This is a genomic window from Paenibacillus sp. J2R1T-4, assembly GCF_059692235.1.
This window is the reverse complement of the sequence record NZ_JCAUBA010000016.1, coordinates 124023-146572: the sequence shown is the minus strand read 5'-3', so window position 1 is coordinate 146572 and position 22550 is coordinate 124023. Positions and strand designations below refer to the sequence as shown.

The following is a 22550-nucleotide window of genomic DNA, read 5'->3' as shown; positions in this document are numbered from 1 at the left end:
CGCATCCGCATTTCGGATAACGTGGAATTCGGCATGACTGCGATTCAACCAAAGCTAAGGATTTGTGATCTGACGATCATGCTCCGTTCTCGAGCGCTGCAGCTCTTTATCCAGCTTTAGAGCAAGCTGATGCAGCTTTTCAGGGATATCTGCATGATCGGTCATCAGCAGGCTTTGAAATTCAGTGAGCAGGTCTCTATTCCATGCAAGGGTTAAGAACGGATTATGGTACTCCAACGGTTTTACAGCATAGTCTATTTCTTTTACAAAAATGCTCTTAACTGGATCCGTATCTTGATGAAACACTTCAGACATGGACTTGCTTGTAGTCAAGTAGTGATCAGCGAATTCGACTGCCTTCTCATTCTCAGTCAGGGTAAGATATTCGAGAAATTTCCATGCAGCCTGAGGATGCTTGCTATGGCGGGCAATCCCGAATCCTCCAAACGCAATTGCATTGACACGTTTCCCGTTTTCGAATCGGGGCAAAGGGGCAACACCCAAATGATCCCCCAATCTAGTTTTATAAAATTTATAACCATTCAGATCGCTGATAATCATCCCGGTCCGAGAATTGTTAAATTGGATACCCGCATCTGTAAAGCTCATGGGGTTTGTCTTAGTTAAATCATCCCGATAATAGTCATTGAGCCAACGCAGTGTTCGGACGGCCTCCGGGCTATCCAGATATCCGACCGATGTATCGCCGCTCGGCGACAGCAATCTGGTCCCGCTGCTTGCAAGAAGGCTGTCAAAAATGAAAGGCATGTAAGGCAACACAGAGCCATTGATTGGTGTAAGAGCATTGGCGGGTGTTATTTTTCTTGAAATATCTCTGAATTGTTCCCATGTCCAGTTGCTTTGCGGATAGGGTACTTGATTCTTATCAAAAAACTGCTTATTATATAGTACTGCATAGGGGTATATGGAGTTAGGCAGCGCAAGCATCTCACCATTAATGGTGACGGAATCCAGAATTACTTTATCGATATCGATTTCCTTGGTCCCCGCAGCACGATGCAAAGCCCGCAGATCCAACAATGCTCCTTGTTCAGAGACAAGCTTGAGTGCACTGATATCAAGCGGCATAATGTCAGGAGCAACGTTACTTGTGAGTCGCTTTATTGTCTCTTCGGTAGTAAATTGCGTCGCGGGAATGCGATCAATGGTCACTTTGATGTTGGGATTTAATTTGTGAAAGCTCTCGGCCGTATCGGAGTATAATTTGTCTATTGTGACAGAGCCTGGATTAGTGTTGATGTTGGGCTCGGGAAGGAGAATATGAACCGTGACAGGGTCTGTTATCACCTTCGTTTCTTTACAAGCAGCTGCGGTGAAAGCAATTAAGAGTATCGTAATCATTTTGAGTGCTGTATTCATCGTCAACTTCATCTTCATTCATCCTCTACCGCTTTTAAGAAAAGCATAGTCTATATGCGGGAGGAATTATAGTTACCTTTTTGTTAGATATGGTGCCGATTTGTTGGTAGAGTTAAGAACCCTCATGCGGAGGTATAGTTACTATTTCAAAATATCAGAAAGTATAAAATTCATCCTCTTCTGATATTTCTTCGCCAAGCGGACGCCGCCTTATAGGACGGCAAAGCCGTTTATGCTTGCATATTGACTGAATGTTAAAAATCATGTTAAAGTATATTAACCTAGTAGTTCAATAGGAATTATAGGATATAATTGCCGCATAGGAGAGGATTAACACCATGTCACACTTTAGAAAAAGCACTCTGATCTTGTTCGTATTCATCATGTCGATTGCATTAATCGCTTGCGGTACGAAATCTCAGGATCAATCAGCGGATAACACCCAATCTGGTGGCCAGCAAGCAGCAGCTAACCCGTTGGCAGGCAAAAAAATCGCACTCATCATGCAGATCAACCTCGGCACGTTCTCGGCTCAATATATCGAAGGCGTAAAAGACCAGGTCACAAAGCTTGGAGGTACGGTAACAGTTACTCCAGCTGACGGCGATCTCGCCAAAATGGCGTCCAATCTGGATGCGGCCATTAATCAAAAAGTTGACGGTATCCTGATCGACCACGGTACAGCGGAAGCGCTGGAAGCCGGAGTTAAGAGAGCTCTTGAAAAGAAAATTCCGGTTGTCGCTTTTGACGCGGCTTTAACTGTTCCTGGTGTAACTGTGTTAGAGCAGGGTGACCAGAAAATGGCCGAGCAAACACTCGACCAGCTAGCAAAGGATATCGGCGGTAAAGGCAATATCGTGAAAATCTGGGTAGCCGGATTCGCGCCTATGGAACGTCGTCAAATCGCATACAAAGCGTTCCAAGACAAGAATAAAGACATTAAAGAAATTGCTGCTTTCGGTGCGGCATCTCAGAACACTGCACTTGACACTCAAGCACAGATGGAAGCGATCCTGAAGAAGTATCCGAAAGGCGAGATCACTGCTGTTTGGGCAGCTTGGGATGAATTCGCCAAAGGGGCATCCCGCGCGATTCAGCAAGCCGGTCGCGATGAGATCAAAGTATACGGGATCGACATGAGTGACGAGGACCTGCAAATGATTCAAGATCCGAAGAGTCCTTGGATTGCCTCAGCTGCAGTAGATCCTAAAGATATCGGCCGTATCCAAGTTCGTTACTTGTACCAGAAAATTCACGGCGATCAAACACCGGAAAAAGTAGTGCTGGACCCTGTGTTTGTAACCCGCAGCGCGCTTCCAAAAGAACAAATTTCTACAGCTGATCTCAGCAAGCACGTGAACGGTTGGGGTGGAAGTCAGCAAGGCTACACGGAATATTTGAAACAAGCCGAAGCCGCAGCAGTGAAAAAATAAGGATCTCTTTAAATAGCATGATCCCATCGGACGTTCTTGCTGTCCGGTGGGTTTTTCCATTGAAGGAGCGTGAAATCGCGATGCCAACATCCACTAATTTGCTCGAAATGAAAGGGATTACGAAATCATTCCCCGGCGTCCGCGCGTTACAACAAGTAGATTTTGATGTGCGGAGCGGCGAAATCCATGCGCTCCTTGGAGCAAATGGGGCTGGCAAAAGCACATTGATGAAAATATTGTCTGGTGCGTACACCTCAGACGAAGGGTTGATCCGAATCGACGGACAAGCACTGGTCATTCGAAGACCGCTCGACGCCATCCAATACGGAATCCAATGTGTATATCAAGAGGTCGATACAGCCCTCATGCCTAAGATGACGGTAGCAGAGAATATAATGCTGGATCGTATCGTATCGGGTCAACGCTGGATCGATTGGAGGAAGCTGCAGCAAGAAGCGAGCCGTCTGCTTGAGGCGATCGGTTTGAAGCACATCGATGTGAAGCGTCAAGCAGGCGAATTGTCGATTGCCCAGAAGCAGCTTGTGCTGATCGCAAGGGCCCTGGCTCAGCAAGCCAAGTTTATTATTTTCGATGAGCCTACAGCCCCGCTAAGCAGTCAAGAAGCCGATCAGCTGTTCTCGATTATGAATCGTCTGAAGTCGGACGGAGTCGGCCTCATCTTCATCTCGCATCGATTGGCTGAAGTGTTCCGTATAAGTGATCGCGTAACCGTCATGCGGGATGGTAAGCACATTTCTACGAAACCGGCAGGGGAGACGAACACGCAGAGTGTTATCGAGGAAATGCTCGGCAAGAAGTTCGAGGAGGAATTTCCGAAGCTGCCTGCCGCAATAGGTGAGACGCTGCTGGAAGCGAGTGGACTCGTCTCCGGTACGAAGGTGCGCAAGGTGGATCTGACTGTTCGCCGGGGTGAGATTGTCGGTGTTGTCGGCCTCGTCGGTGCCGGTAAAACCGAACTATCGCGTGTGCTGTTCGGCGCGGATCCGCTCGATGCAGGCGTAGTGAAGCTGAATGGTCAAGCCATAAGGCTTAGCAAGCCTGCGGACGCCGTAAAGGCCGGACTTGCCCTCGTACCCGAGGAACGCCGTAAGCAGGGCGTGCTCGTTGAGTTACCGATTATGGCTAACTTGGCGCTCCCGATTCTGAAGCCGCTCAGTCGGCTCGGGTTCGTCAATCGCTTGAAGGAATCCGCCAACGCCGAAGCTCGAATTGCTGAGCTAGGGATCCAACCTTCGAAGAAGGAACTCCTGGTCGGAAATTTGAGTGGAGGTAATCAACAGAAGGTCGCCATAGGGAAATGGTTGCCGACGAATGCCGACATTTACTTATTTGACGAGCCCACCAAAGGGGTCGATGTGGGCGCGAAAAGCGATATATTCCGATTGATCGGCAAGCTTGCTCAAGGCGGCAAGGGCATCGTCTACTTCTCCAGTGAAATTTCGGAAATTCTCGGGATTGCCGACCGCATTCTTGTCATGAGCTACGGACGCATCGTGAAGGAACTGTCCCGCGAAGAAGCAACGCAGGAGCAAATATTGTACTACGCTAGCAGCGGGGAGGCATAATGGAAGTGAAGGAGAAATTTCTCGACTATTCCTATAAATATGGAGCATTGCTCGTCATTGCTCTTGTTATCGCGGTGTTCTCGTTTCTCAATGAAAATTTCTTGTCTTACGATAATATGGCCGATATTTTGAGATCGATCTCGATCGTGACGTTTGTAGCTATCGGGGTGACATTTTCGCAAATCGTGGACGGCTTTGACCTGTCGGTGGGCTCTACCGTATCTTTGACTACAGTTGTGGTCGCTACAATGATGGTATGGTTCCAGATGCCGTTGATCGTCGTGCTTATCGTACCGCTCGTGATCGGAATTGCAGTTGGCTTACTCAATGCTCTGCTTATAGTTAAAGTAAGAATCCCCGATCTGTTAGCTACATTGGCGATCATGTACATCATCGGTGGTGTGCACAAAACGTATACAAAAGGCTTCTCCATTTATAACAACATGCAAATGACCGACGGCACCAAAGCGCCAGGCAAATTCGATCCTGACTTTCTATGGATCGGACAAGGCAAGCTGCTTGGTGTACCGGTTCCTGTAATAATCATGCTTGTAGCCGTTATTCTCGTTCATCTATTCTTAACATACACACGCTGGGGGCGCCAAATGTATGTTACCGGCGGGAATCAGGAGGCGGCACGGCTATCCGGTATTTCGGTCAATCGTGTCAAGACGTTCGCTTATGTGCTTTCCGGTATTTTCGCAGCCATCGGCGGTATCTTATTCGCAGCGCGCGTCGGCTCCGGCCAAATCGATGCTGGTGCCCCGCTGCTGATGGAAGCCGTAGCCGCTGTATTCGTCGGCTATTCCGTCCTGGGCGCGGGTAAGCCTAACGTGATCGGGACGTTCTTCGGCGCCGTATTGATCGGGGTGCTGCTGAACGGGTTAACCATGCTGAACCTGCCTTACTATGCATTCGATATTATAAAAGGCGCTGTACTGGTGTTCGCGTTGGCGATCACGTTCATTCATTTGAACCGCCGCAGAGTGTGAACCTATACAAAAACGGTTAGAGTGCAGCACACTCTAACCGTTTTTGTTAATTGTACAGCCTGACTATTCAGGATTAGTCTTCAATCGTTGACAAGTCGCCAGTTGGCAGGCCAAGCTCCCACGCCTTCAACACGCGGCGCATGATCTTACCGCTTCGAGTCTTCGGCAGCTTATCCTTGAACTCGATCTCGCGAGGCGCAGCATGGGCAGACAGCCCTTCCTTGACGAACTTGGAGATCTCAGCCTTCAGTTCATCCGATGGCGTGAAGCCCTCACGCAGCGAGATGAACGCCTTGATTACTTCACCGCGAAGCGGATCTGGCTTGCCGATTACACCCGCCTCAGCAACGGCTGGATGCTCGACGAGCTTGCTCTCGACTTCGAACGGTCCTACTCGCTCACCGGCGGTGTTGATCACATCGTCAACGCGGCCTTGGAACCAGAAGTATCCGTCTTCGTCTACATACGCTGAATCTCCGGATACGTACCAGCCCTCGAGCTGGAAGTATTCCGCATACTTCGAAGGGTTATTCCAGACCTTGCGCATCATCGAAGGCCATGGCGTCTTGATCGCCAGGTTGCCCATTCGATAAGGAGGCAGCACATTGCCGCTGTCATCGACAATCGCCGCGTCTACTCCAGGAATCGGACGGCCCATTGAGCCTGGTTTGATCGCCATCGACGGATAGTTGCAAATCAACTGGCCGCCTGTCTCTGTCATCCACCAAGTATCGTGGATCCGTTGGTTGTATACTTTCATCCCCCATCGAACTACTTCAGGGTTAAGCGGCTCGCCTACGCTCAGAACGTGACGAACCGAAGAAAGATCATACTGAGCCACTACATCGTCGCCCGCGCCCATCAGCATGCGGAATGCCGTTGGAGCACTGTACCAGACGGTGACTCCGTAGCGTTGCAGCGTGCTGTACCAGTCCTGCGGACTGAAACGTCCGCCGCGGATGACGTTCGTCGCCCCGTTCAACCATGGTGCGAAGATCCCGTAAGAGGTCCCCGTTACCCAGCCCGGGTCTGCGGTACACCAGTACACATCGTTCTCCTGCAAGTCGAGTACGACGCGACCTGTATAATAATGCTGAATCATCGCATTCTGCACATGGTATACGCCTTTAGGCTTGCCCGTGGAGCCGGACGTATAGTGAAGGATAAGTCCATCCTCACGATCCAGCCATTCGATATCGAGCGATTCCGAAGCTTCACTCATTTCTTGTTGAAAGTTGACTTGACCTGGAGTAGAAGCATCCACATCGGAGCCGACTAGGATCACATGTTTTAAGTTAGGTAATTCACTAACCGGTACGCGGGACAACTGCGACGGTGTAGTGATGATGGCTACTGCCTCGCTATCGGCCAGACGGTCGCGAACGGCGGTTTCCATGAATGCTTCGAACAGCGGTCCAACGATAGCGCCTACTTTGAGCGATCCGAGCAAAGCGAAATATAATTCCGGTGTGCGTGGCATGAAGATGAAGATACGATCCCCTTTGCCGATTCCTAGCTTGCGAAGAACATTACCAAATTTATTGGAATTAGCTTTCATCTGTGAGAAAGTATACTGCTCATCGCGGTTCGCATCGCTGTAATACAGCGCTACCTTATCACGGCGATCCGATTCCGCATGGCGGTCAATCGCCTCATAGGCCATGTTCACTTTGCCTGTTGTGTACCAAGAGAACTGCTTCTCCACTTCTTCCCAATTGAAATTGGCACGCTCGTCTTCGTAGCTGGTTAAGTTCGGATTGATTGCGGTTGCATGCACAATATCTTCTTGATTGTCCATCCTCGTCATTTCCTCCTAGAATCCTATGGTAGTTACAGGAGCTGTCTTCGCCCTTTCTTGAAGAAGCGATTCAGTTGTACTTGTCCTGTATCTTTTTTTCAACCTTAACAGTGTAACATAGGATGGGAGCTATTTGAATCTCGATAAATTGTCCATTAATAAAATGATTGTATAAATCAAAATTATGATTGAATAAATCAATTAAGAAGAGTATACTGGTAAAAGCAAGCAATGATCATAATATATCTGATGAAGGAGTGGATTCAATATGCAATCTCAACCATTCGGAATTTTAACTTATCCAGAAATAGGCGCACAAGCTGAAGCATTGGCAGCAGCCGTACATCATTTGGAATCTGCACAAAAGGATTGGGTATCCCGCTATATCGGTAACACGGAATATGAAGAAGTTATTTTTATCGGATCAGGCTCTTCCTACTATCAAGCTCAGACAATGGCCGCTACATTCCGCAAATGGTTAGGTCGAAGCGCTTCCGCTCAACCTTCCTCCGAGATCTTTTTATTCCGCGACACAGCTGCTGTAACGAACCGTAAAACTTTGTTGGTTGGAGTATCCCGCTCGGGTGAATCCACTGAAGTCATCCTGGCGCTGGAGTCGGTCCAATCGCTTGAGAACTGGACAACCTGCGGCATTACCTGTTATGAGGACAGCAAGCTGGCGCAAATCTCGGATTGCCTTGTATCCCCGCTAGGGAAAGAGAAAAGCACTGTAATGACCAAATCACTCAGCAGTATGACCCTTCAAATGCAAGCGGCGATCGCTTTAGCCTCTGGACAAGATCAGTTGTGGGCTGAGATCGCTCAAGTAACGGCTGCTGATGCTGAGGTTGTGAAATCGGCGGATGCATTTGCAAAGCCATTTGTGGCTGAGAATGATCTGAATAAGTTCGTATATCTCGGCATGGGTGCATACTTTGGCTTAGCCCAAGAAGCATGCTTGAAAATCAAAGAAATGTCCTACGTATGGACGGAGAGCTTTGGCACATTGGAATTCAGACACGGTCCGAAATCGATCGTAGAGCCGGGTACGCTTGTTTGTCTTCTTTTATCCGAATCCGCGCGGTCTTATGAAGTAAAAGTGGCCGAAGAAATGAAGGCGTATGGGGCAACGGTGTTGATCGTAACGGCAGAAAAGGGCTCCGACACTGATTTCGCAGACGCTGTGTTCGAAGTGGGCGGACGTTCATTAACGGACGAAGCGCGCAGTGTGCTTTACTTACCAGTCTTGCAATACATTGGATACTACACGGCGCTTAAGAACAATGTGGATCCCGACCACCCGCGCAACTTGACACAAGTCGTTAAAATCTAGGTTGCGCACCCCTCTGCAAGGAATAGGCAGTAAGAGCCGAATGGAGGAATGGAAATGAGCGGTCAATCGCTTTCCAAGGGAGATCAACGACGAGAAACGATTGTAATGATGCTCAAGCAACATGGACGTATCTCGGTCCAGGATATTGTCGATCAGCTGCAATGCTCGGAGGCTACGGCGCGAAGGGATCTGGATGTGCTGGAGAAATCCGAGTCGATTATTCGTACGATAGGCGGAGCGATATTCGATGGCCACAACCCGGCGCGCGAAGTTTCATTCCAAGAGAAGACGTCATTGTCGTGGTTGGAGAAAGAGCGAATTGCAGCCAAGGCCGCTTCATTGATAGATGAAGGCGACATCATCGGACTGTCCGGAGGGACAACTACGTATCATATCGCCCGTGCGATCAAGAGCATGAAGGGAATTACGGTCGTTACGAACGCGATTAATATAGCGATGGAGCTGGCGGATAGCGATGATATTCAAGTTGTCGTAGCCGGCGGGGTTCTTCGTCATAAGAGTTTCGAGCTATGCGGACCGCTGGCAGAGAAGGTGATCGAGAGCTTGAATATCGGCAAAATGTTTCTCGGGATTGACGGAGTAGCTTTATCGCAAGGGATGACCACTTACTCGGAATCCGAAGCGCATATCGCCAAGATGCTAATCAAGCGATCCGAGCAGACTTTTGCTGTTTTCGATCGCACGAAGGTGGGGCGGGTCTCGTTGTTCTCCATTGCTCCGCTATCGGCGGCACAAGCTTGCATTACGGATGCTCCGCTCGATCCCGTCTTCCAGGAGGAGCTTGAGCGACAGCGAATCCGTGTGCATGTGGCGGATTGAGCATTATGCGGAAGAATTAGTGGCTTGATAGAGCACTAATTCTTTCGATTTTGGTGCGTGTGGTGAAACCGAGTACCGTCGTAGCTCGCGATATTGGGTTTATTAAGGCCATTTAGTTGCTTGGGAAGCAACTAAATGAGTGTGATGGGCCGAGTGGGGCCATTTAGTTGTGTTAACAGCAATTAATTTGCTTGATTGTTCGATATTTGGGGCAATGGAGTCAATTAGTTGCTTTTTCTGTAACTAATATAGATGGCTCTTCGAGAACGAGGCATTAGCTGCCCGGGAAGCAACTAATTAGAATTTGTAATTAGACTTTTGGAGTGCGCGAGTTGCTTTGAGCTTTCTTAGCTGGAATTGGAAAGTTGCTTTGAGGAGGCTAGATTTAGTTGCAGAAAAGCAATTAATGAGGTCTACTCCCTAATTGGTTGTCATTTAGGTGCGTAATAGCAACTAAGTGGCTTGGAAGTAAGGTAATTAGGGCTTTTTAGGGTGATTAGTTGCAATTATGCACCTAAATGGACTAGTTTCACGAAGTGTGCCGGGATTAGCTGCTTTCTCGCAACTAATTTAGCGACACCCTATCCACCTAGCGGAGGTCTAGAGAGGTTTCATTCGAGTTTATGAGGAAAAAGGAGAGTGCCTGCAATGCGTTATGTGATCGGTGTAGACATTGGTGGGACTAATATTGTTTGTGGTTTGCTGAGTGAAGATTTGCAGCTACTTCGGAAGAATAAGCGGCCTACAGGTGCTGCTAACGGAGTTGACTATGTTCTGAACAACATTGCGGATATGATTGATACGCTGCTGCAGGAAGAGGGGGCTGGTCGAGAGCAGCTCCAGGCTGTGGGGATGGGGAATCCGGGGTTCGTTAATCCTGAAGAAGGTATAGCGATATTCGCGGGTAACCTGAAGTGGCATAACGTTCCGGTCTGCGCCAAGCTAAGTGAGCGCTTAAGCGGTATTCCGGTATTCATCGATAATGACGTGAAGATGTATACGTATGGCGAAGCTGTTCGCGGTGCTGGACGCGGTTATGCCCACATAATGGGCATAACGCTCGGGACAGGTATTGCCGCCGCGATGATTAACAATGGCCGCCAATATTATGGAGGCGGCTTCATGGCTGGCGAGATCGGCCACATCGTGATGGAGGGCGAGAGCTCCCCCTGCGGCTGCGGGATGAGCGGCTGCCTGGAGACCATCGCGTCAGCGACGGGCATAGCCCGCATCGCGCGCGAGCGAATTGAGGCCGGAGAGCCGAGCCTGCTGGGCGACTGGTACCCAGACGCCGAGCAGCGCGCGGCCATCACGGCCGCAGACATCTCCCGCGCATACGACGCGGGGGACAAGCTCGCCGCCGACGTCATGGACTTCGTCGGCGCCATGCTTGCCAAGGGGCTCTCCTACGCGATTCCGCTGTGGAGCCCCGACGTGATCGTGATTGGCGGCGGCGCCGCCAATGCAGGAGAGCGCCTGCTGGCGCCGCTGCGTCGCGGCTTGCAGGCACAAGTCCATCCGATGTATCTTGATCGGATGGAGATCCGCTTGGCCGAGATGAATGACGACGCGGGCGTCGTCGGGAGCGCGGCCTACGCGCAAGCCCGTGCGCAAGGCAACCTCGCACAGCTCGCCTAAGGTTCGTACGGTTCGTCACACTGCCGAACTTGCCATTCATGACGCACACGTAGTCGGTATTGTGCGTGGCTGTAAGAGCAGTTTCTCAACCATTAGCCATAATTCAAGCCGATTGGTTATGACGCCTACCGCAGTCATATTGTGCCCAAAATGGTAAAAAACTCAGCATATAAGCATAAATAGACCGCCTCTAGCAGGGGGTCTATTTGGTGTGCCAACAACAACCGCCGGTTATCCCGTTAAGTACAGAATGACCCACCAAACCCATCAACTAAAAGTTTAGGGTGGTCAAAACACATGTTTACAATTATAATACAAGTATGATACCACTAATAAAGTTTTAGGAGCGTGTTACCATGACGATTTTGGATAAACTAGCGATTGACGGCGGAACACCAATCCGTACAAAGCCTTTTCCCGCTTGGCCTGTGTTTGATGAGCTTGAAGAGCAGCTATTGCTTGAGGTCGTCCGTTCAGGTAAATGGGGCGGAACCGGACGTGTAATGCTGCCTGAAATAGAAGAGAAGTTTGCTGCAGCACATGATGCCAAATACGCGGTATCCATCGTTAACGGAACCGTAGCCATTACCATTGCTTTGCAAGCAGCAGGTGTACAACCTGGCGATGAAGTCATTATGCCTCCATATACTTTTATTGCAACAGCCAGCTCAGCCTTGTTGTTCGGTGCAATACCGGTCTTCGTCGATGTAGAAGCGGATACTTTATTGCTAGATCCGGACAAGGTTGAAGCGGCCATTACATCAAAAACCAAAGCAATCATTGCAGTACACATCGGTGGAGCGCCGGCGAATCTTACCAAGCTCAAAGCGATTGCAGCCAAGCACAACCTGCGTCTGATCGAGGATTCTGCACAAGCTGTTGGAGCTAAGTGGAACGGTACTGGTGTAGGTGCACAAGGCGATTTGGGAACATTCAGCTTCCAGTCCAGCAAGAACATTAACGCGGGTGAAGGCGGTATGATTCTTACGAATGACGAAGCATTGGCGGATATGGCCTGGTCGTTAGCCAACGTGGGCCGGATTCGTAACGGCGGCTGGTACCAGCATGAGCATATCGGTTGGAACCTGCGGATGACAGAGTTTCAAGCAGCAATCCTGGTCGCCCAGATGACTCGACTTGAAGAGCAGATGGCTGCACGCGAAAGGAATGCCAAGGTGTTGACTGAACTGCTGAGCGGGATTGACGGCGTTCAAGTTCTACGACGCGACCCAGCCGTTACTCGTCACGCTTACCATCTGTATATGTTTAAGCTTGAGGCTGCTTTGGCGGACCGTATCGATAAGAATGACGTGATCAAGAAGTTGGTCGCCGAAGGAATTCCGGCCTCTTCTGGTTATGTGTCCTTGAATCAGAATAAAGCGGTCATTTACGAAACGAAGAAATGGACGGGCGAGGAGCGCATTTACAGCTGTCCGATCAGTGAACGTCTATGTGATAAAGAAGTATTGTGGCTGCATCAGAATATGCTGCTCGGCGATGAGTCCGACATGAACGATATTGCTAAAGCAATTCGTAAAGTATTGACTTCCTATTGATCTTTAGCTCAGACACAATCTCTAGCACAAATCAAACCCTATCCAGATACACGGATAGGGTTGATTGGCGTTCGAGAATATTCGCTAGAGCCTATTTTACAAAACAGCTTCATGTAAGGTAATATAGGAAGAAAGTACTTATATTGGGGCGGACTAACCTTGTTAAGAAGAAGGAATTTATTTCAGGAACGGTATAATACCTTTCTAACAGAATTAAGAAATGAAATATTAAGCGGTTCTATTAAGCCGGGAGAGTTTATTCTGCCCGAAAATACGCTTAGCGAGAAATATAAGATCAGCAGGGTTTCAGTCCGAAAGGTTTTAGCGCTATTGGTTGAGGAAGGGCTTATAGAGAAGATTGCAGGTAAAGGCAATCGAATCAAGCTGCCTGAGAAAGAAATTCCTCGTCAAACACTTAAGCTAACGTGGTTTTCGGGTTCCTATGAGACCGATATAGTACGGATGATTATTAAACGTTATGAGGAAATACACCCTTACGTGCGCGTTGAGTTAATCATTCTTCCTAGTGAATACTACGTTCAACGTGTAACCGAGATGATGGAAGAGGGATCAGGTCCTGATATCTGCTTTGTGTCGGATGCGCATTTCCGCGATTTCGTAAAAATGGACAAATTGAATTTACTAGAACCGTATGACCCAGTGGGAATTGATGCCGAGAAAGATAGCTACCCGGTTGTATTCGATATGTTCAGACATCAGGAGCAATTGTTAGCTGTACCGGTACATTTCTCACCTGTTGTGATTTGTTATAACAAAGAAGCCCTCGCCAAGGCGGGCATTCACAATGTGGATAACAACACGATTCGGGATTGGAACGATCTGGTTCGCGTTGCCAAGCAAACGACATCCGAAGCAGGTGATGATGGAATGATGGAGCAGTACGGCTTCTGTTTCTCTTCCTCACCGAATCGTTGGCCTGCTTTTATATTGCAGAACGGGGGCCGATTTATTTCGGAGAACGGTCAAGAGGCTGTATTTGCTGACAAGCGCAATGTGGAATCGTTGCAATTTTGTCTGGATTTGATGTACAAGCATCAGATCTCACCTATCTACTCACACGCGAGCAGCTACTTGGCGGAGAACTTATTTAGGCGATCACGGGTTGCAATGATTATGTCCACTTATTATTTCATGAACGAGTTCCGTGGCTCTGATGTCCAATGGGATGTGCTTCCGCTGCCAGGGAATTCAGACCGAGGGACGATCTTGCTCGGAGGAGCGCTCGGTATTAATAAATCAAGCGACAAAATTAAAGTAGCGCAAAGCTTACTCGAATTTATGATCGGAGAAGAAGCGCAGTCATTGCTCAAACGTAACGGCTGCACCATCCCGGTACAGCGTACTATTGCTGAGGACGACGAGCTGCTGAATCCGGCAATTCATCCTATGCATTACAATTCGTTTGTTGAAATGATGCCGTATGCGAACTCCCTGCAGGGGCTCAATCTTTCTGCCGAGCAAGTAGGGATTCTGCATAGTGAGCTTCATGTGCTGTGGGCGAATATGGAAACCCCTGAATCCGCTTGCAGACGAATTAATTTATTGTTTTCTCAAACTTGAGATACAGATCTTAGCGTATAGAAAAAAGCCTTCAAACCACCCTGCGTGAGTTTGAAGGCTTTTTGGCATTACTTTGGTGCTTTGCGAGTCTGTATGTATGCAGGATACACAATCTCGCCCGTATCTAGCTTGGCAATCTCATCTTTGGTCCAGCCTGCGATTTTATTATTCCCTTTGAAGCCAGTCAACTTGATCTGATATTTGCTCTCCAAGTAGGCATGCAGAGTTTTCATATCCTCTTCTTTGACCTCGCGAAGTTTCTTCTTTCCTTGGATCTGACCAAGAATGACACCTATCGATTCTGCAGCAAGTCCAGTATTAGGTTGGATCCGTGCACTTCCGTATGCGATTGCGGAGGAACCTACATTTTTACCTGCCATGATGACATTATCGTAATCTCGAAGCAGGAAGCTGCGGAGCGGCATCCCATATTTGTCGGGACGTCCCATCTCGATGCCCCATTTGCTGATGCTGATGCCCTGCAGATCAAGCGGATATCCCGCAATACTTACATTGTCCCAGAACGTGTTAGCGCCTAACATATCGGAAGGCTTCAGTACATAATCGGTCTCATAATGGTCATATTCGCGAATGTACAAGTAATTCGGGAAGCCGTTCAATTCCGCTTTCTCCCAACCGACCATCGTTTTGCGGAAATGATCAAGGATAAGAGGCATTTCTTTCTTGCCCATCTCGAGCCCTTCAGCTACCGATTTGGGATCGGACGGATCAATGGTATAGAGGAGCAGGGCATTGATAAGCACCTCGCCGTCTCTCTGATTGACCGCGTTCAAGCCGCGTAAGAAGATGCGGTCGTGGGTCGGCTTGTGCCCGTTCGTAATGCCGGTCAAACCGATGGCAAAGCTCTCGTTAACGTAACCTCCGCCATACACCTTACTTCTGTCAGCCGCGCTTAGGGAGTTAAAGTGTGTATTGAATTTACTCCAATCTACCCCTTTGAACTTCATCATAAAGCCTGCACTCATATATTCGATGCTATCTTTGCCGTAAAAAGCTTCAAGTCCAGGCAAACGTTTCACTTTGAGCTTGCTAGTCATAGCGGCGTTATCGGTGTTCTCGACCCAATATTGGGCTTCAACGACTTTGTGCTGCTTTTCTCGCGTTGTATACGAGATGGATTGAACCGCATGCTGGGTCAGCTTGCCTGGCAAGGCATTCACGCTGTTCAACGTGATACCGGACTCGATTGGAATGTCTTTGGTTAATTTCTGAAAATACTGGACATATTCATCTTTTTTGCGAATCTTACCGTTTTTGAACCCGTCGAACAATTGTTTCATTCGTCCCTGAACGAGCGAACGGCCCTGTTCATCTTTCGTCTCATCCAGGAATAACATCTCCGCGGCAATTAATTGACCGCCTGTTTCTTGCATGGGATCGAGTATCATAACCTTTAATCCTTCATCAGCTGCCGCTCGGGCCAAATACATGCCCTCCATCTCGCTTCCAATTATCACAATATCTGCTTTTTCCACTATCGGTGCAGGAGTCGGCGACGGGGTAGAGGTTGGGGCAGGCGTGCTGCTACTTTTTGGAACGGAAGTGGATAACTTGTCTTCCGTTGGTGAAATTTGGGTCTTTTGTCCTGTTTGTTCTTCAGATGATAAGGAATTCGTATCCTTAGTAGGGCTAAGGAAGAAAGCGGTTACTCCAATAATGATGATAATGGCAATTGCAATAAGCCAAAATACAGGGTTTTTCACAATTGTTTTTCTAGTAGACATGTACGGGTAGCTCCTTCTTGATCTAGTTCCTATGTGCTATTCTAGTCTATCATGTTGTTCCCACCCCCTCAATTGTTTTTAGCAGGTCGAACCTTTGTATCGTAACCGGGAACACCGCGCGAAGGTTCACGGACGAATAAGCAACAGGACTAGAAAAGAATTGAAATCTCGAAATCTACTATTATGGACAAAAGAGAGGGAGAACTTTTATGAAAAAAGTGTTCAAGCAAGCAGTCGTTACAGGATTGACTTTAGCAATGGTAGTTGGGGGTTCGACCGCAGTATTCGCCGACAATGACAAAGGCAGAGGGAACGACAACGACCGTTATGAGAAAAGCTGGAACGGCAACAATAATGGCAAAGACAAGGGCGGTAACAAATTCGTAAACAACGGGAATATCAACATCGTCATCAACTTCAACGATATGGTAGGCGGCGATGTCGAGTGGGCGATCAAGAATATTGCCAGCTTATCGGCAAAACGCATCTTCCAAGGCTATGAGGATGGCTCTTTCAAACCTAGAAATACGATCTCCCGAGTAGAAGCGATCACGGCAGCGGTACGTCTGCTGGGCCTTGAAGCGCAAGCGGAATCGGAAGTGGAAAAGAGCACTAAACTGAACTTCAAAGATGCGGATAAAATTCCTTCATGGGCTGTAGGCTATGTGGCTGTGGCATTGGAAAACGATCTGTTCGGTGAATCCGAGACGAGTGTGCAGCCTGATAAACCGGCTGACCGTCTGTGGGCTACAACGCTGCTTGTAAAAGCGCTTAAGCTTGACGCCGAAGCAAAAGCGAAAATGAACACGCAGCTCCAGTTCAAGGACGCCAAAGAAATTCCTGCCGGTTCCGTAGGCTATGTAGCGGTTGCAGTAGAAAAAGGCTTGATCGACGGTTTCGAGAACAATACGTTCCGTCCGAATATTCCAGTAACACGCGCGCAAATGGCGGCTTTGGTTGACCGCGCGGATCAGCAAACTCCTGACTTCGAGAAGGATGCCGTTAAAGGTACCATTTCTTCAGTAAACGGCAATGTCCTGATCATCACCAAGAAAGACGGTACGACTACGCCAGTGCAACTGGATGCGGATACGTGGGTTTTCAGTAACGGCTTGAGAGTGCAGCCGGCTGAAGTGACACCAGGAGATGAAGTAACCGTGAAGCTGGCAGCCAATACGAATATCGCATTCTACGTGGACATCACCAAATCCGGAACAACTGCACCGGTTGAAACGAATTTCACGGTTGATGGCAAACTATTAAATGTGGAATATAATGCAGCAAGAACTGCTATCACCAAAATCAGCGTAGTAGCAAACGTTTATGGATCTGAAGGTCCGTACAGAGAATTTGCCGTTGATCCGGGCTACAGAATCGAAGGTAACCCCGTCGATCTTGTTCCTTTGGTTAATCGTGACGTACAAGTGAGAGGTGTCAACCGGGTCGTTGCTGGAAGCACAACTCCTACGCCGATTGTTACTGTCATCGTAGCTAAGCCTGCTCCACAACAATAATCAAAAAGAAAGCGCCCCGCTCCTTACGAAGCGGGGCGCTTATTTTCGTGAGAAAGTCGGCCTCTCCCCGCTTTTCGTTAATTGCCAGAATATAGCCTACTCCTTCACCACAATCCTCACAGGAGACCATTCTCCGATAACAGTCTGGCCGTGAACAGAGACACTTCCTTGTGGAGACAAATCTTTCTCCGTCATAATCCCAAGCGCTACAGTAAATGTATTTAACTTGATCGGCACGCCTTGCTCCCTGCGAACCTCCTTACCATTGAGGTAGAAGACGATTTCATCAGTACTGCGATTATAGGAGATCCGGTAGTTGTTGAACTCTCTTGCTTCGAACTCCTGATTCTCTTTGAAAATGCAAAAGTACCGGGTCTTGTCCGTCTCAGGAACTTTTACGCCTGGGAACGGAAGAACACCGTAGACGGTAGCGTAAGTGTCATTACCTACGAAGAAATCAAGGGCAGCACCCGTCGTGAAATCCAGCAAATTAAACGAAACGTAACCGTCATACAAATCATTGGGAGCCGTGTTCTGACTGCGGGCACGAATATTCAACTCGAAGCTGATCTCTCCGGATTCGGGAACGTCAACAGGCTGTGCCGAGTAATACATATGCTTGGCATTGTCTAATATTTGCACATGGTCATGCTTGCGGCTGAGCGGGGCTCGAACATACAGAATCCCATTGCGAACGATGACTACAGCATCCGGTTCTTTGTACTTCCAGAACGATCCGTCTTGCAGCGGAAATCCGCCGAATTTCCAAACTTCCCCTTCAGACAGAATGGTGTGGAAATCCCCGAGCACAGTTGTTTTAACCGCATCATTGCTTGTCTCAGCTTTTGTTTGTGAGTCCATCCAGCGTCGCCTCCAACCTGTATTTTTATAAAACACCTTGTATTAACAAACATATGGTAATGATGAGACCGCAGCGAACCGCAGCTTTAAGTGAAGCGCCCATAAGCGGCAGATACGCTTGCGAGCTGTTCTTGTCCTTTAAGGAGCCATAAACTTTTTGAAAGGGAAGCATAGTGAGAAGTGCGATTAACGCATAATAAGGAAGTGCTTGGAACACAACTCCAACGATTAAAGAAACGTAGGCTAACACTAGCAGCAGCTTGGAGAATTGAATAGCTTTGCGCTCTCCCCATACTACAACCAATGTGTTCTTACCGGTAGCCTTGTCTGATTCCCAGTGCAGGAAATGATGGTTGAACAGGATGAGCGTAGTCAGCAGTCCTATAGGCAATGATGCGAGAAAAGGACGAATGTCGATTGCCGATGTCTGCACATAATAGCTGCCCATAACTGGAAGCACACCGAAGGCGATTAGAATCGCGAACTCACTGTACCCTTTGCCTAGGTAACCGAATCGAATCGGCGGAGCCACATAATAGTAAGCGATCAATCCGCCTAATCCTGCAAAAAGTAGAACCTGATACCCGCTTGTCCAGGCAAGGATTACACCGGATATTGCAGCGACCCCGAACAAGCCCCACGTCATAGCAGCGAACTTCTGCTCCGAGATCGTCCCGCTCGCCAGAAATCCTGAATTGGTAGAGATCGTAGTAGCCGTTTCTCGAGCGGCAATATCAACTCCGCTGCGAAAATCCCAAAGATCATTAATCATATTGGAGAACAAGTGAGCGGCACCTGCCCCAATCAATGTAAGTATAAACAATAGCCAGTTGAATTGATCATCCCAAGCGTATGCGCCAACTGATCCGATTGCTACCGGAATAATCATGACTGGAATTACTTGAAATCTGGAAGCACGCCTGAACACGCTTAGTCTCCCCATATTGGCTTACTTCCTTTCATCCTGGCATAAATGTATAATTTGACGAATAAGAATCGGTCCATGCCATTATATGCCCGTGCTGGATTCTTGTAAATATATAAAACCTTCTAGCTCCTCCGTGTATTGGATAACTATAGCATAGCGTGTATCCATATGATGTTCATAACCAGAAGAAGGAATGTGCTGAACATTTGGGGAACTATTTAAGGATAGGAATTTTACAGTGGGGGTATGCGAAGTATGATGAAGTTGTTACGGCGGATTCCATTACTCATTTGGGCATTGCTGTTCGCGGCTTTGCTCATAAGAATGGGGCTGGCGGTTTCGATCGTGGGACATCCGACGGATATGAATACATTCAAAGCATGGGCTATTTATGCAGCAGAACATGGACTTACTAAGTTTTATTCCGGGGCGATCTTTGCTGATTATCCTCCAGGCTACATATATGTACTTTTTCTAATAGGTAAAATCCGACTTTGGTTAAATCTGGATCACTCGGGAAGCGGATTCCTGCTCCTGGTCAAATTGCCTGCGATCTTAGCCGATCTCATCGCATCTTTTCTAATCTACTGGGCTGCGGCCAAACGATGGAATTTAACTGTGGCTGCCAGTCTAATGGCTGCTTATGCCTTGAATCCCGCAATCTTCGTGAATTCCGCTATGTGGGGTCAGGTAGATTCTATCTTCACCTTGTTTGTCGTTGTGTTTGTTCTACTAGCTATCCGGGGCAAGCTCCCTTATGCCGCTATTGTATTTGCACTGGCTCTATTAATCAAACCGCAGACGCTTATTTTTACACCAGTCTTATTATTTGCTCTGTACAGGAATCGCAGTTGGAAAACTTTTGCATGGAGTGCCTTTTACGGGTTGGCTACATTTGTTGCGCTTATTCTTCCTTTTGGAACAGGCAAAGATTGGTTCTGGATTATTGAGCTGTATAGTAAGACGCTGGCCTCCTACCCCTATGCATCATTGAATGCATTTAACGTGATTGCCCTGACAGGCGGTAATTGGTTGGCGGTTTCCACACGGTTGCTATTTTCCTATCAGGTGTGGGGTGTTCTGTTTATTCTCGCTACGGTAGCCTATAGTGTGTACTTGTTTGCTAGATACAGACAGCATTCGTGGGTATTTATCATAATAAGCGTTGCGATCATAACCCTGGTATTCGTATTTACGGCCAAAATGCATGAAAGATACTTGTTCCCGGCCCTACTGCTTACACTGTTCAGCTATATTAAATTACAAGATCGAAGGCTGCTCTACCTTTATATAGGACTTAGTATCACACACTTTATTAATGTGGCTTATGTGTTCTCTTATAACATCCAGGAGATCTATCACTTGGCGCGATTCGATAAGGTTCTTCTCATAACCTCGGCGGCGAACTTATTGCTTATCCTGTATATGATTGTGGTGATGAATAGATTGGAGCGGCCAGTTGTTGGAAATGTAGAAACGGCCCCAGGATCGCATGAACGTATCATGGATCGTCTGCCTGAAAGCCTAGAAGTACAGAAGCCGGTAATCGAGGCGAGTCTCAGCAGAAGAGATTGGATCATCATTGGTGTGATTACTCTGATCTATGCCTTAGTAGCGTTCTATAAGCTTGGAGATTATAAGGCACCCGAGACGTATTGGAAGCCAGTTATGGATGATAGTGTCATACTGGATCTGGGCTCGACGTTCCCTCTGCAGAAAATAAACATGTATACGGGTGTAGGCGGCGGCAAGTTCAAGATGGAAGCTTCTACGGACTCTAAGCAATGGACGCCGTTGAACGTAACAGAAGCTCAATATACAAGTGTGTTCACGTGGAATACTTTAACGGAAATACCGGATAGTCGATTTATCAAAGTTACTTCGGACAGCTCGAATATTCGCTTGCATGAGCTTGGTGTGTTTGTAAAAGGAGAAGAAAAGCCTGCTCAGATTCATTCCATACTGCCTGGAGTAACAGGAGGTGCACTGCAAGGCCATGCTGAGCGGCTCGTGGATGAGCAGGATCTTGTGCCTTATACACCATCTTTCATGAATAGCATGTATTTCGACGAAATCTATCATGGACGAACTGCATATGAGCATATCCATTTGATCGAGCCATACGAGACGACGCATCCGCCTCTTGGAAAAGATCTTATTGCGTTAGGTGTACTTGTATTCGGCATGGATCCATTTGGATGGCGCGTGATTGGAACTATATTCGGGGTCATGATGATTCCGCTCATGTATATATTCGCATTTCGATTATTTCAGCGTACGGTGTACGCTACGTGGGCCGCTTTGCTGATGGCTTTTGATTTTATGCATTTTGTCCAGACTAGAATCTCGACGGTTGATGTTTACTTGGTTTTCTTTGTTATGCTGACGTTCTATTACATGCATCGATATAGCCGCATAGATGTTTACAAGAAAGGATTGGCCCAATCGTTACTTCCTCTATTCCTATCCGGTCTGTGTTTCGGAATGGCGGCTGCCACCAAATGGAGTGCGATGTATGGAGGAGTGGGCTTGGCTGGCATTTTTGCTTATTGTTTGGCTGTTAGACATCTGCAGTACAGGAGAGCGGTTCGAATCATTGCTGCCGGCGGCAGCGACATTGTTGCATCTAGTGAAGTCGAGAATAGCGCCGCATCGGCCGAACGTATAGTGAAGCAATATCCGCTTTATACGATTAAGACCATAGTGTACACAGGCTTGTTCTTCACTGTTATTCCAATCCTGGTTTATGTGTTGTCCTATATTCCGTTTCTTATGGTGCCAGGCCCTGGGCATGGGCTGCAGGATGTAGTGAAATTCCAGAAGTTCATGTATGACTATCACAGCAAGCTGGTAGCCACCCATTCCTTTGCCTCTCCTTGGTGGCAGTGGCCTGTCATGGTGAAGCCTGTCTGGTATTATTCCGGGCCGCAGCTTCCGGCAGGCAAAGTCGCAAGCATTGTAGCGCTGGGGAATCCGCTAATATGGTGGGCTGGTATCGCTGCATTCGGATACACAATATACAGCATGTTCAGGAAGAAGAGCGCATGGATCATGTTGGTTCCAGTGGTGGCCTATGTATCGCTTTACTTGCCTTGGACACTTGTACCGCGGTTAACGTTTCTGTATCATTACTTTCCGATGGTGCCGTTTCTTATATTGTTCCTTGTGTACTCGTTGAGAACGATCAGCGAAAGGTTCAAATACGGCCATGAAGTAAGTACAGCATACTTGATTGTAGCTGGAGTGCTGTTCGCCTTGTTCTATCCGGTCATGTCCGGTTTGATCGTGGACAAGAATTTCGTGAACTACGGGTTGCGATGGTTTCAGAGTTGGATATTCTAATAGATCTCGTGCGAAGAAAAAGG

General features: G+C 47.9%; 15 protein-coding genes. 10 read left to right on the top strand and 5 right to left on the bottom strand.

Features of this window, described 5'->3' with window-relative positions; all coding sequences use genetic code 11:
* Positions 1 to 54: 54 nt before the first annotated feature.
* Positions 55 to 1392 (bottom strand): ABC transporter substrate-binding protein, encoded by a 1338-nt coding sequence (locus AC58QD_RS23595; RefSeq protein ID WP_497337464.1) that lies wholly within the window; start codon positions 1390 to 1392, stop codon positions 55 to 57.
* Positions 1393 to 1718: 326 nt separating this feature from the next.
* On the opposite strand from AC58QD_RS23595, the gene AC58QD_RS23590 reads away from it, so the two are divergent.
* From AC58QD_RS23590 to AC58QD_RS23580, 3 genes are all read left to right on the top strand, one after another.
* Positions 1719 to 2813, top strand: a complete 1095-nt coding sequence (locus tag AC58QD_RS23590; RefSeq protein WP_497337463.1) for a sugar ABC transporter substrate-binding protein — start codon at positions 1719 to 1721, stop codon at positions 2811 to 2813.
* An 80-nt stretch (positions 2814 to 2893) separates the two neighbouring features.
* Positions 2894 to 4399, top strand: coding sequence for a sugar ABC transporter ATP-binding protein (locus AC58QD_RS23585; RefSeq protein ID WP_497337462.1), 1506 nt, complete (start codon positions 2894 to 2896; stop codon positions 4397 to 4399).
* 5 nt (positions 4400 to 4404) lie between these two features.
* Entirely contained in the window at positions 4405 to 5391 is a 987-nt protein-coding gene (locus AC58QD_RS23580) for an ABC transporter permease (protein WP_497337461.1), read from the top strand.
* A 73-nt stretch (positions 5392 to 5464) separates the two neighbouring features.
* Here the strand turns inward: AC58QD_RS23580 and acsA are convergent, their stop codons facing one another.
* Positions 5465 to 7189: an acetate--CoA ligase gene (gene acsA / locus AC58QD_RS23575; RefSeq protein ID WP_497337460.1), complete on the bottom strand. Its 1725-nt coding sequence runs from the start codon at positions 7187 to 7189 to the stop codon at positions 5465 to 5467.
* A 268-nt stretch (positions 7190 to 7457) separates the two neighbouring features.
* Between acsA and AC58QD_RS23570 the strand changes: the two genes are divergently transcribed.
* From AC58QD_RS23570 to AC58QD_RS23550, 5 genes are all read left to right on the top strand, one after another.
* Positions 7458 to 8522, top strand: coding sequence for an SIS domain-containing protein (locus AC58QD_RS23570; protein WP_497337459.1), 1065 nt, complete (start codon positions 7458 to 7460; stop codon positions 8520 to 8522).
* Between the two features lie 54 nt (positions 8523 to 8576).
* The gene (locus AC58QD_RS23565; protein WP_497337458.1) at positions 8577 to 9362 is read left to right on the top strand and encodes a DeoR/GlpR family DNA-binding transcription regulator; all 786 of its coding nucleotides are present in this window, start codon (positions 8577 to 8579) and stop codon (positions 9360 to 9362) included.
* Between the two features lie 648 nt (positions 9363 to 10010).
* On the top strand, positions 10011 to 11000 hold the full coding sequence (locus AC58QD_RS23560; protein WP_497337457.1) for an ROK family protein: 990 nt from the start codon (positions 10011 to 10013) through the stop codon (positions 10998 to 11000).
* Between the two features lie 356 nt (positions 11001 to 11356).
* Positions 11357 to 12556, top strand: a complete 1200-nt coding sequence (locus tag AC58QD_RS23555) for a DegT/DnrJ/EryC1/StrS family aminotransferase (protein ID WP_497337456.1) — start codon at positions 11357 to 11359, stop codon at positions 12554 to 12556.
* Between the two features lie 159 nt (positions 12557 to 12715).
* Positions 12716 to 14137 (top strand): extracellular solute-binding protein, encoded by a 1422-nt coding sequence (locus AC58QD_RS23550; protein WP_497337455.1) that lies wholly within the window; start codon positions 12716 to 12718, stop codon positions 14135 to 14137.
* A gap of 68 nt (positions 14138 to 14205) precedes the next feature.
* Here the strand turns inward: AC58QD_RS23550 and AC58QD_RS23545 are convergent, their stop codons facing one another.
* Positions 14206 to 15882 carry an FAD-dependent oxidoreductase gene (locus AC58QD_RS23545; protein WP_497337454.1) on the bottom strand — a complete coding sequence of 559 codons (1677 nt, stop codon included), beginning with the start codon at positions 15880 to 15882 and terminating at the stop codon, positions 14206 to 14208.
* A 209-nt stretch (positions 15883 to 16091) separates the two neighbouring features.
* On the opposite strand from AC58QD_RS23545, the gene AC58QD_RS23540 reads away from it, so the two are divergent.
* On the top strand, positions 16092 to 17396 hold the full coding sequence (locus AC58QD_RS23540; RefSeq protein WP_497337453.1) for an S-layer homology domain-containing protein: 1305 nt from the start codon (positions 16092 to 16094) through the stop codon (positions 17394 to 17396).
* A 96-nt stretch (positions 17397 to 17492) separates the two neighbouring features.
* Here the strand turns inward: AC58QD_RS23540 and AC58QD_RS23535 are convergent, their stop codons facing one another.
* Positions 17493 to 18257: a DUF6081 family protein gene (locus tag AC58QD_RS23535; protein ID WP_497337452.1), complete on the bottom strand. Its 765-nt coding sequence runs from the start codon at positions 18255 to 18257 to the stop codon at positions 17493 to 17495.
* A 25-nt stretch (positions 18258 to 18282) separates the two neighbouring features.
* Positions 18283 to 19200, bottom strand: a complete 918-nt coding sequence (locus tag AC58QD_RS23530; RefSeq protein WP_497337451.1) for a prenyltransferase — start codon at positions 19198 to 19200, stop codon at positions 18283 to 18285.
* Positions 19201 to 19440: 240 nt separating this feature from the next.
* On the opposite strand from AC58QD_RS23530, the gene AC58QD_RS23525 reads away from it, so the two are divergent.
* Positions 19441 to 22527, top strand: coding sequence for a phospholipid carrier-dependent glycosyltransferase (locus AC58QD_RS23525; RefSeq protein ID WP_497337450.1), 3087 nt, complete (start codon positions 19441 to 19443; stop codon positions 22525 to 22527).
* Positions 22528 to 22550: the final 23 nt, after the last annotated feature.

What these genes read in the sequence shown, in the direction of transcription:
- AC58QD_RS23565 (WP_497337458.1), top strand. Translation starts at nt 8,577, where the DNA reads ATGAGCGGTCAATCGCTTTCCAAGGGAGATCAACGACGAGAAACGATT.
- AC58QD_RS23595 (WP_497337464.1), bottom strand. Translation starts at nt 1,392, where the DNA reads ATGAAGTTGACGATGAATACAGCACTCAAAATGATTACGATACTCTTA.
- AC58QD_RS23540 (WP_497337453.1), top strand. Translation starts at nt 16,092, where the DNA reads ATGAAAAAAGTGTTCAAGCAAGCAGTCGTTACAGGATTGACTTTAGCA.
- AC58QD_RS23525 (WP_497337450.1), top strand. Translation starts at nt 19,441, where the DNA reads ATGATGAAGTTGTTACGGCGGATTCCATTACTCATTTGGGCATTGCTG.
- AC58QD_RS23555 (WP_497337456.1), top strand. Translation starts at nt 11,357, where the DNA reads ATGACGATTTTGGATAAACTAGCGATTGACGGCGGAACACCAATCCGT.
- AC58QD_RS23545 (WP_497337454.1), bottom strand. Translation starts at nt 15,882, where the DNA reads ATGTCTACTAGAAAAACAATTGTGAAAAACCCTGTATTTTGGCTTATT.
- AC58QD_RS23560 (WP_497337457.1), top strand. Translation starts at nt 10,011, where the DNA reads ATGCGTTATGTGATCGGTGTAGACATTGGTGGGACTAATATTGTTTGT.
- AC58QD_RS23570 (WP_497337459.1), top strand. Translation starts at nt 7,458, where the DNA reads ATGCAATCTCAACCATTCGGAATTTTAACTTATCCAGAAATAGGCGCA.
- AC58QD_RS23535 (WP_497337452.1), bottom strand. Translation starts at nt 18,257, where the DNA reads ATGGACTCACAAACAAAAGCTGAGACAAGCAATGATGCGGTTAAAACA.
- AC58QD_RS23590 (WP_497337463.1), top strand. Translation starts at nt 1,719, where the DNA reads ATGTCACACTTTAGAAAAAGCACTCTGATCTTGTTCGTATTCATCATG.
- acsA (WP_497337460.1), bottom strand. Translation starts at nt 7,189, where the DNA reads ATGGACAATCAAGAAGATATTGTGCATGCAACCGCAATCAATCCGAAC.
- AC58QD_RS23585 (WP_497337462.1), top strand. Translation starts at nt 2,894, where the DNA reads ATGCCAACATCCACTAATTTGCTCGAAATGAAAGGGATTACGAAATCA.
- AC58QD_RS23530 (WP_497337451.1), bottom strand. Translation starts at nt 19,200, where the DNA reads ATGGGGAGACTAAGCGTGTTCAGGCGTGCTTCCAGATTTCAAGTAATT.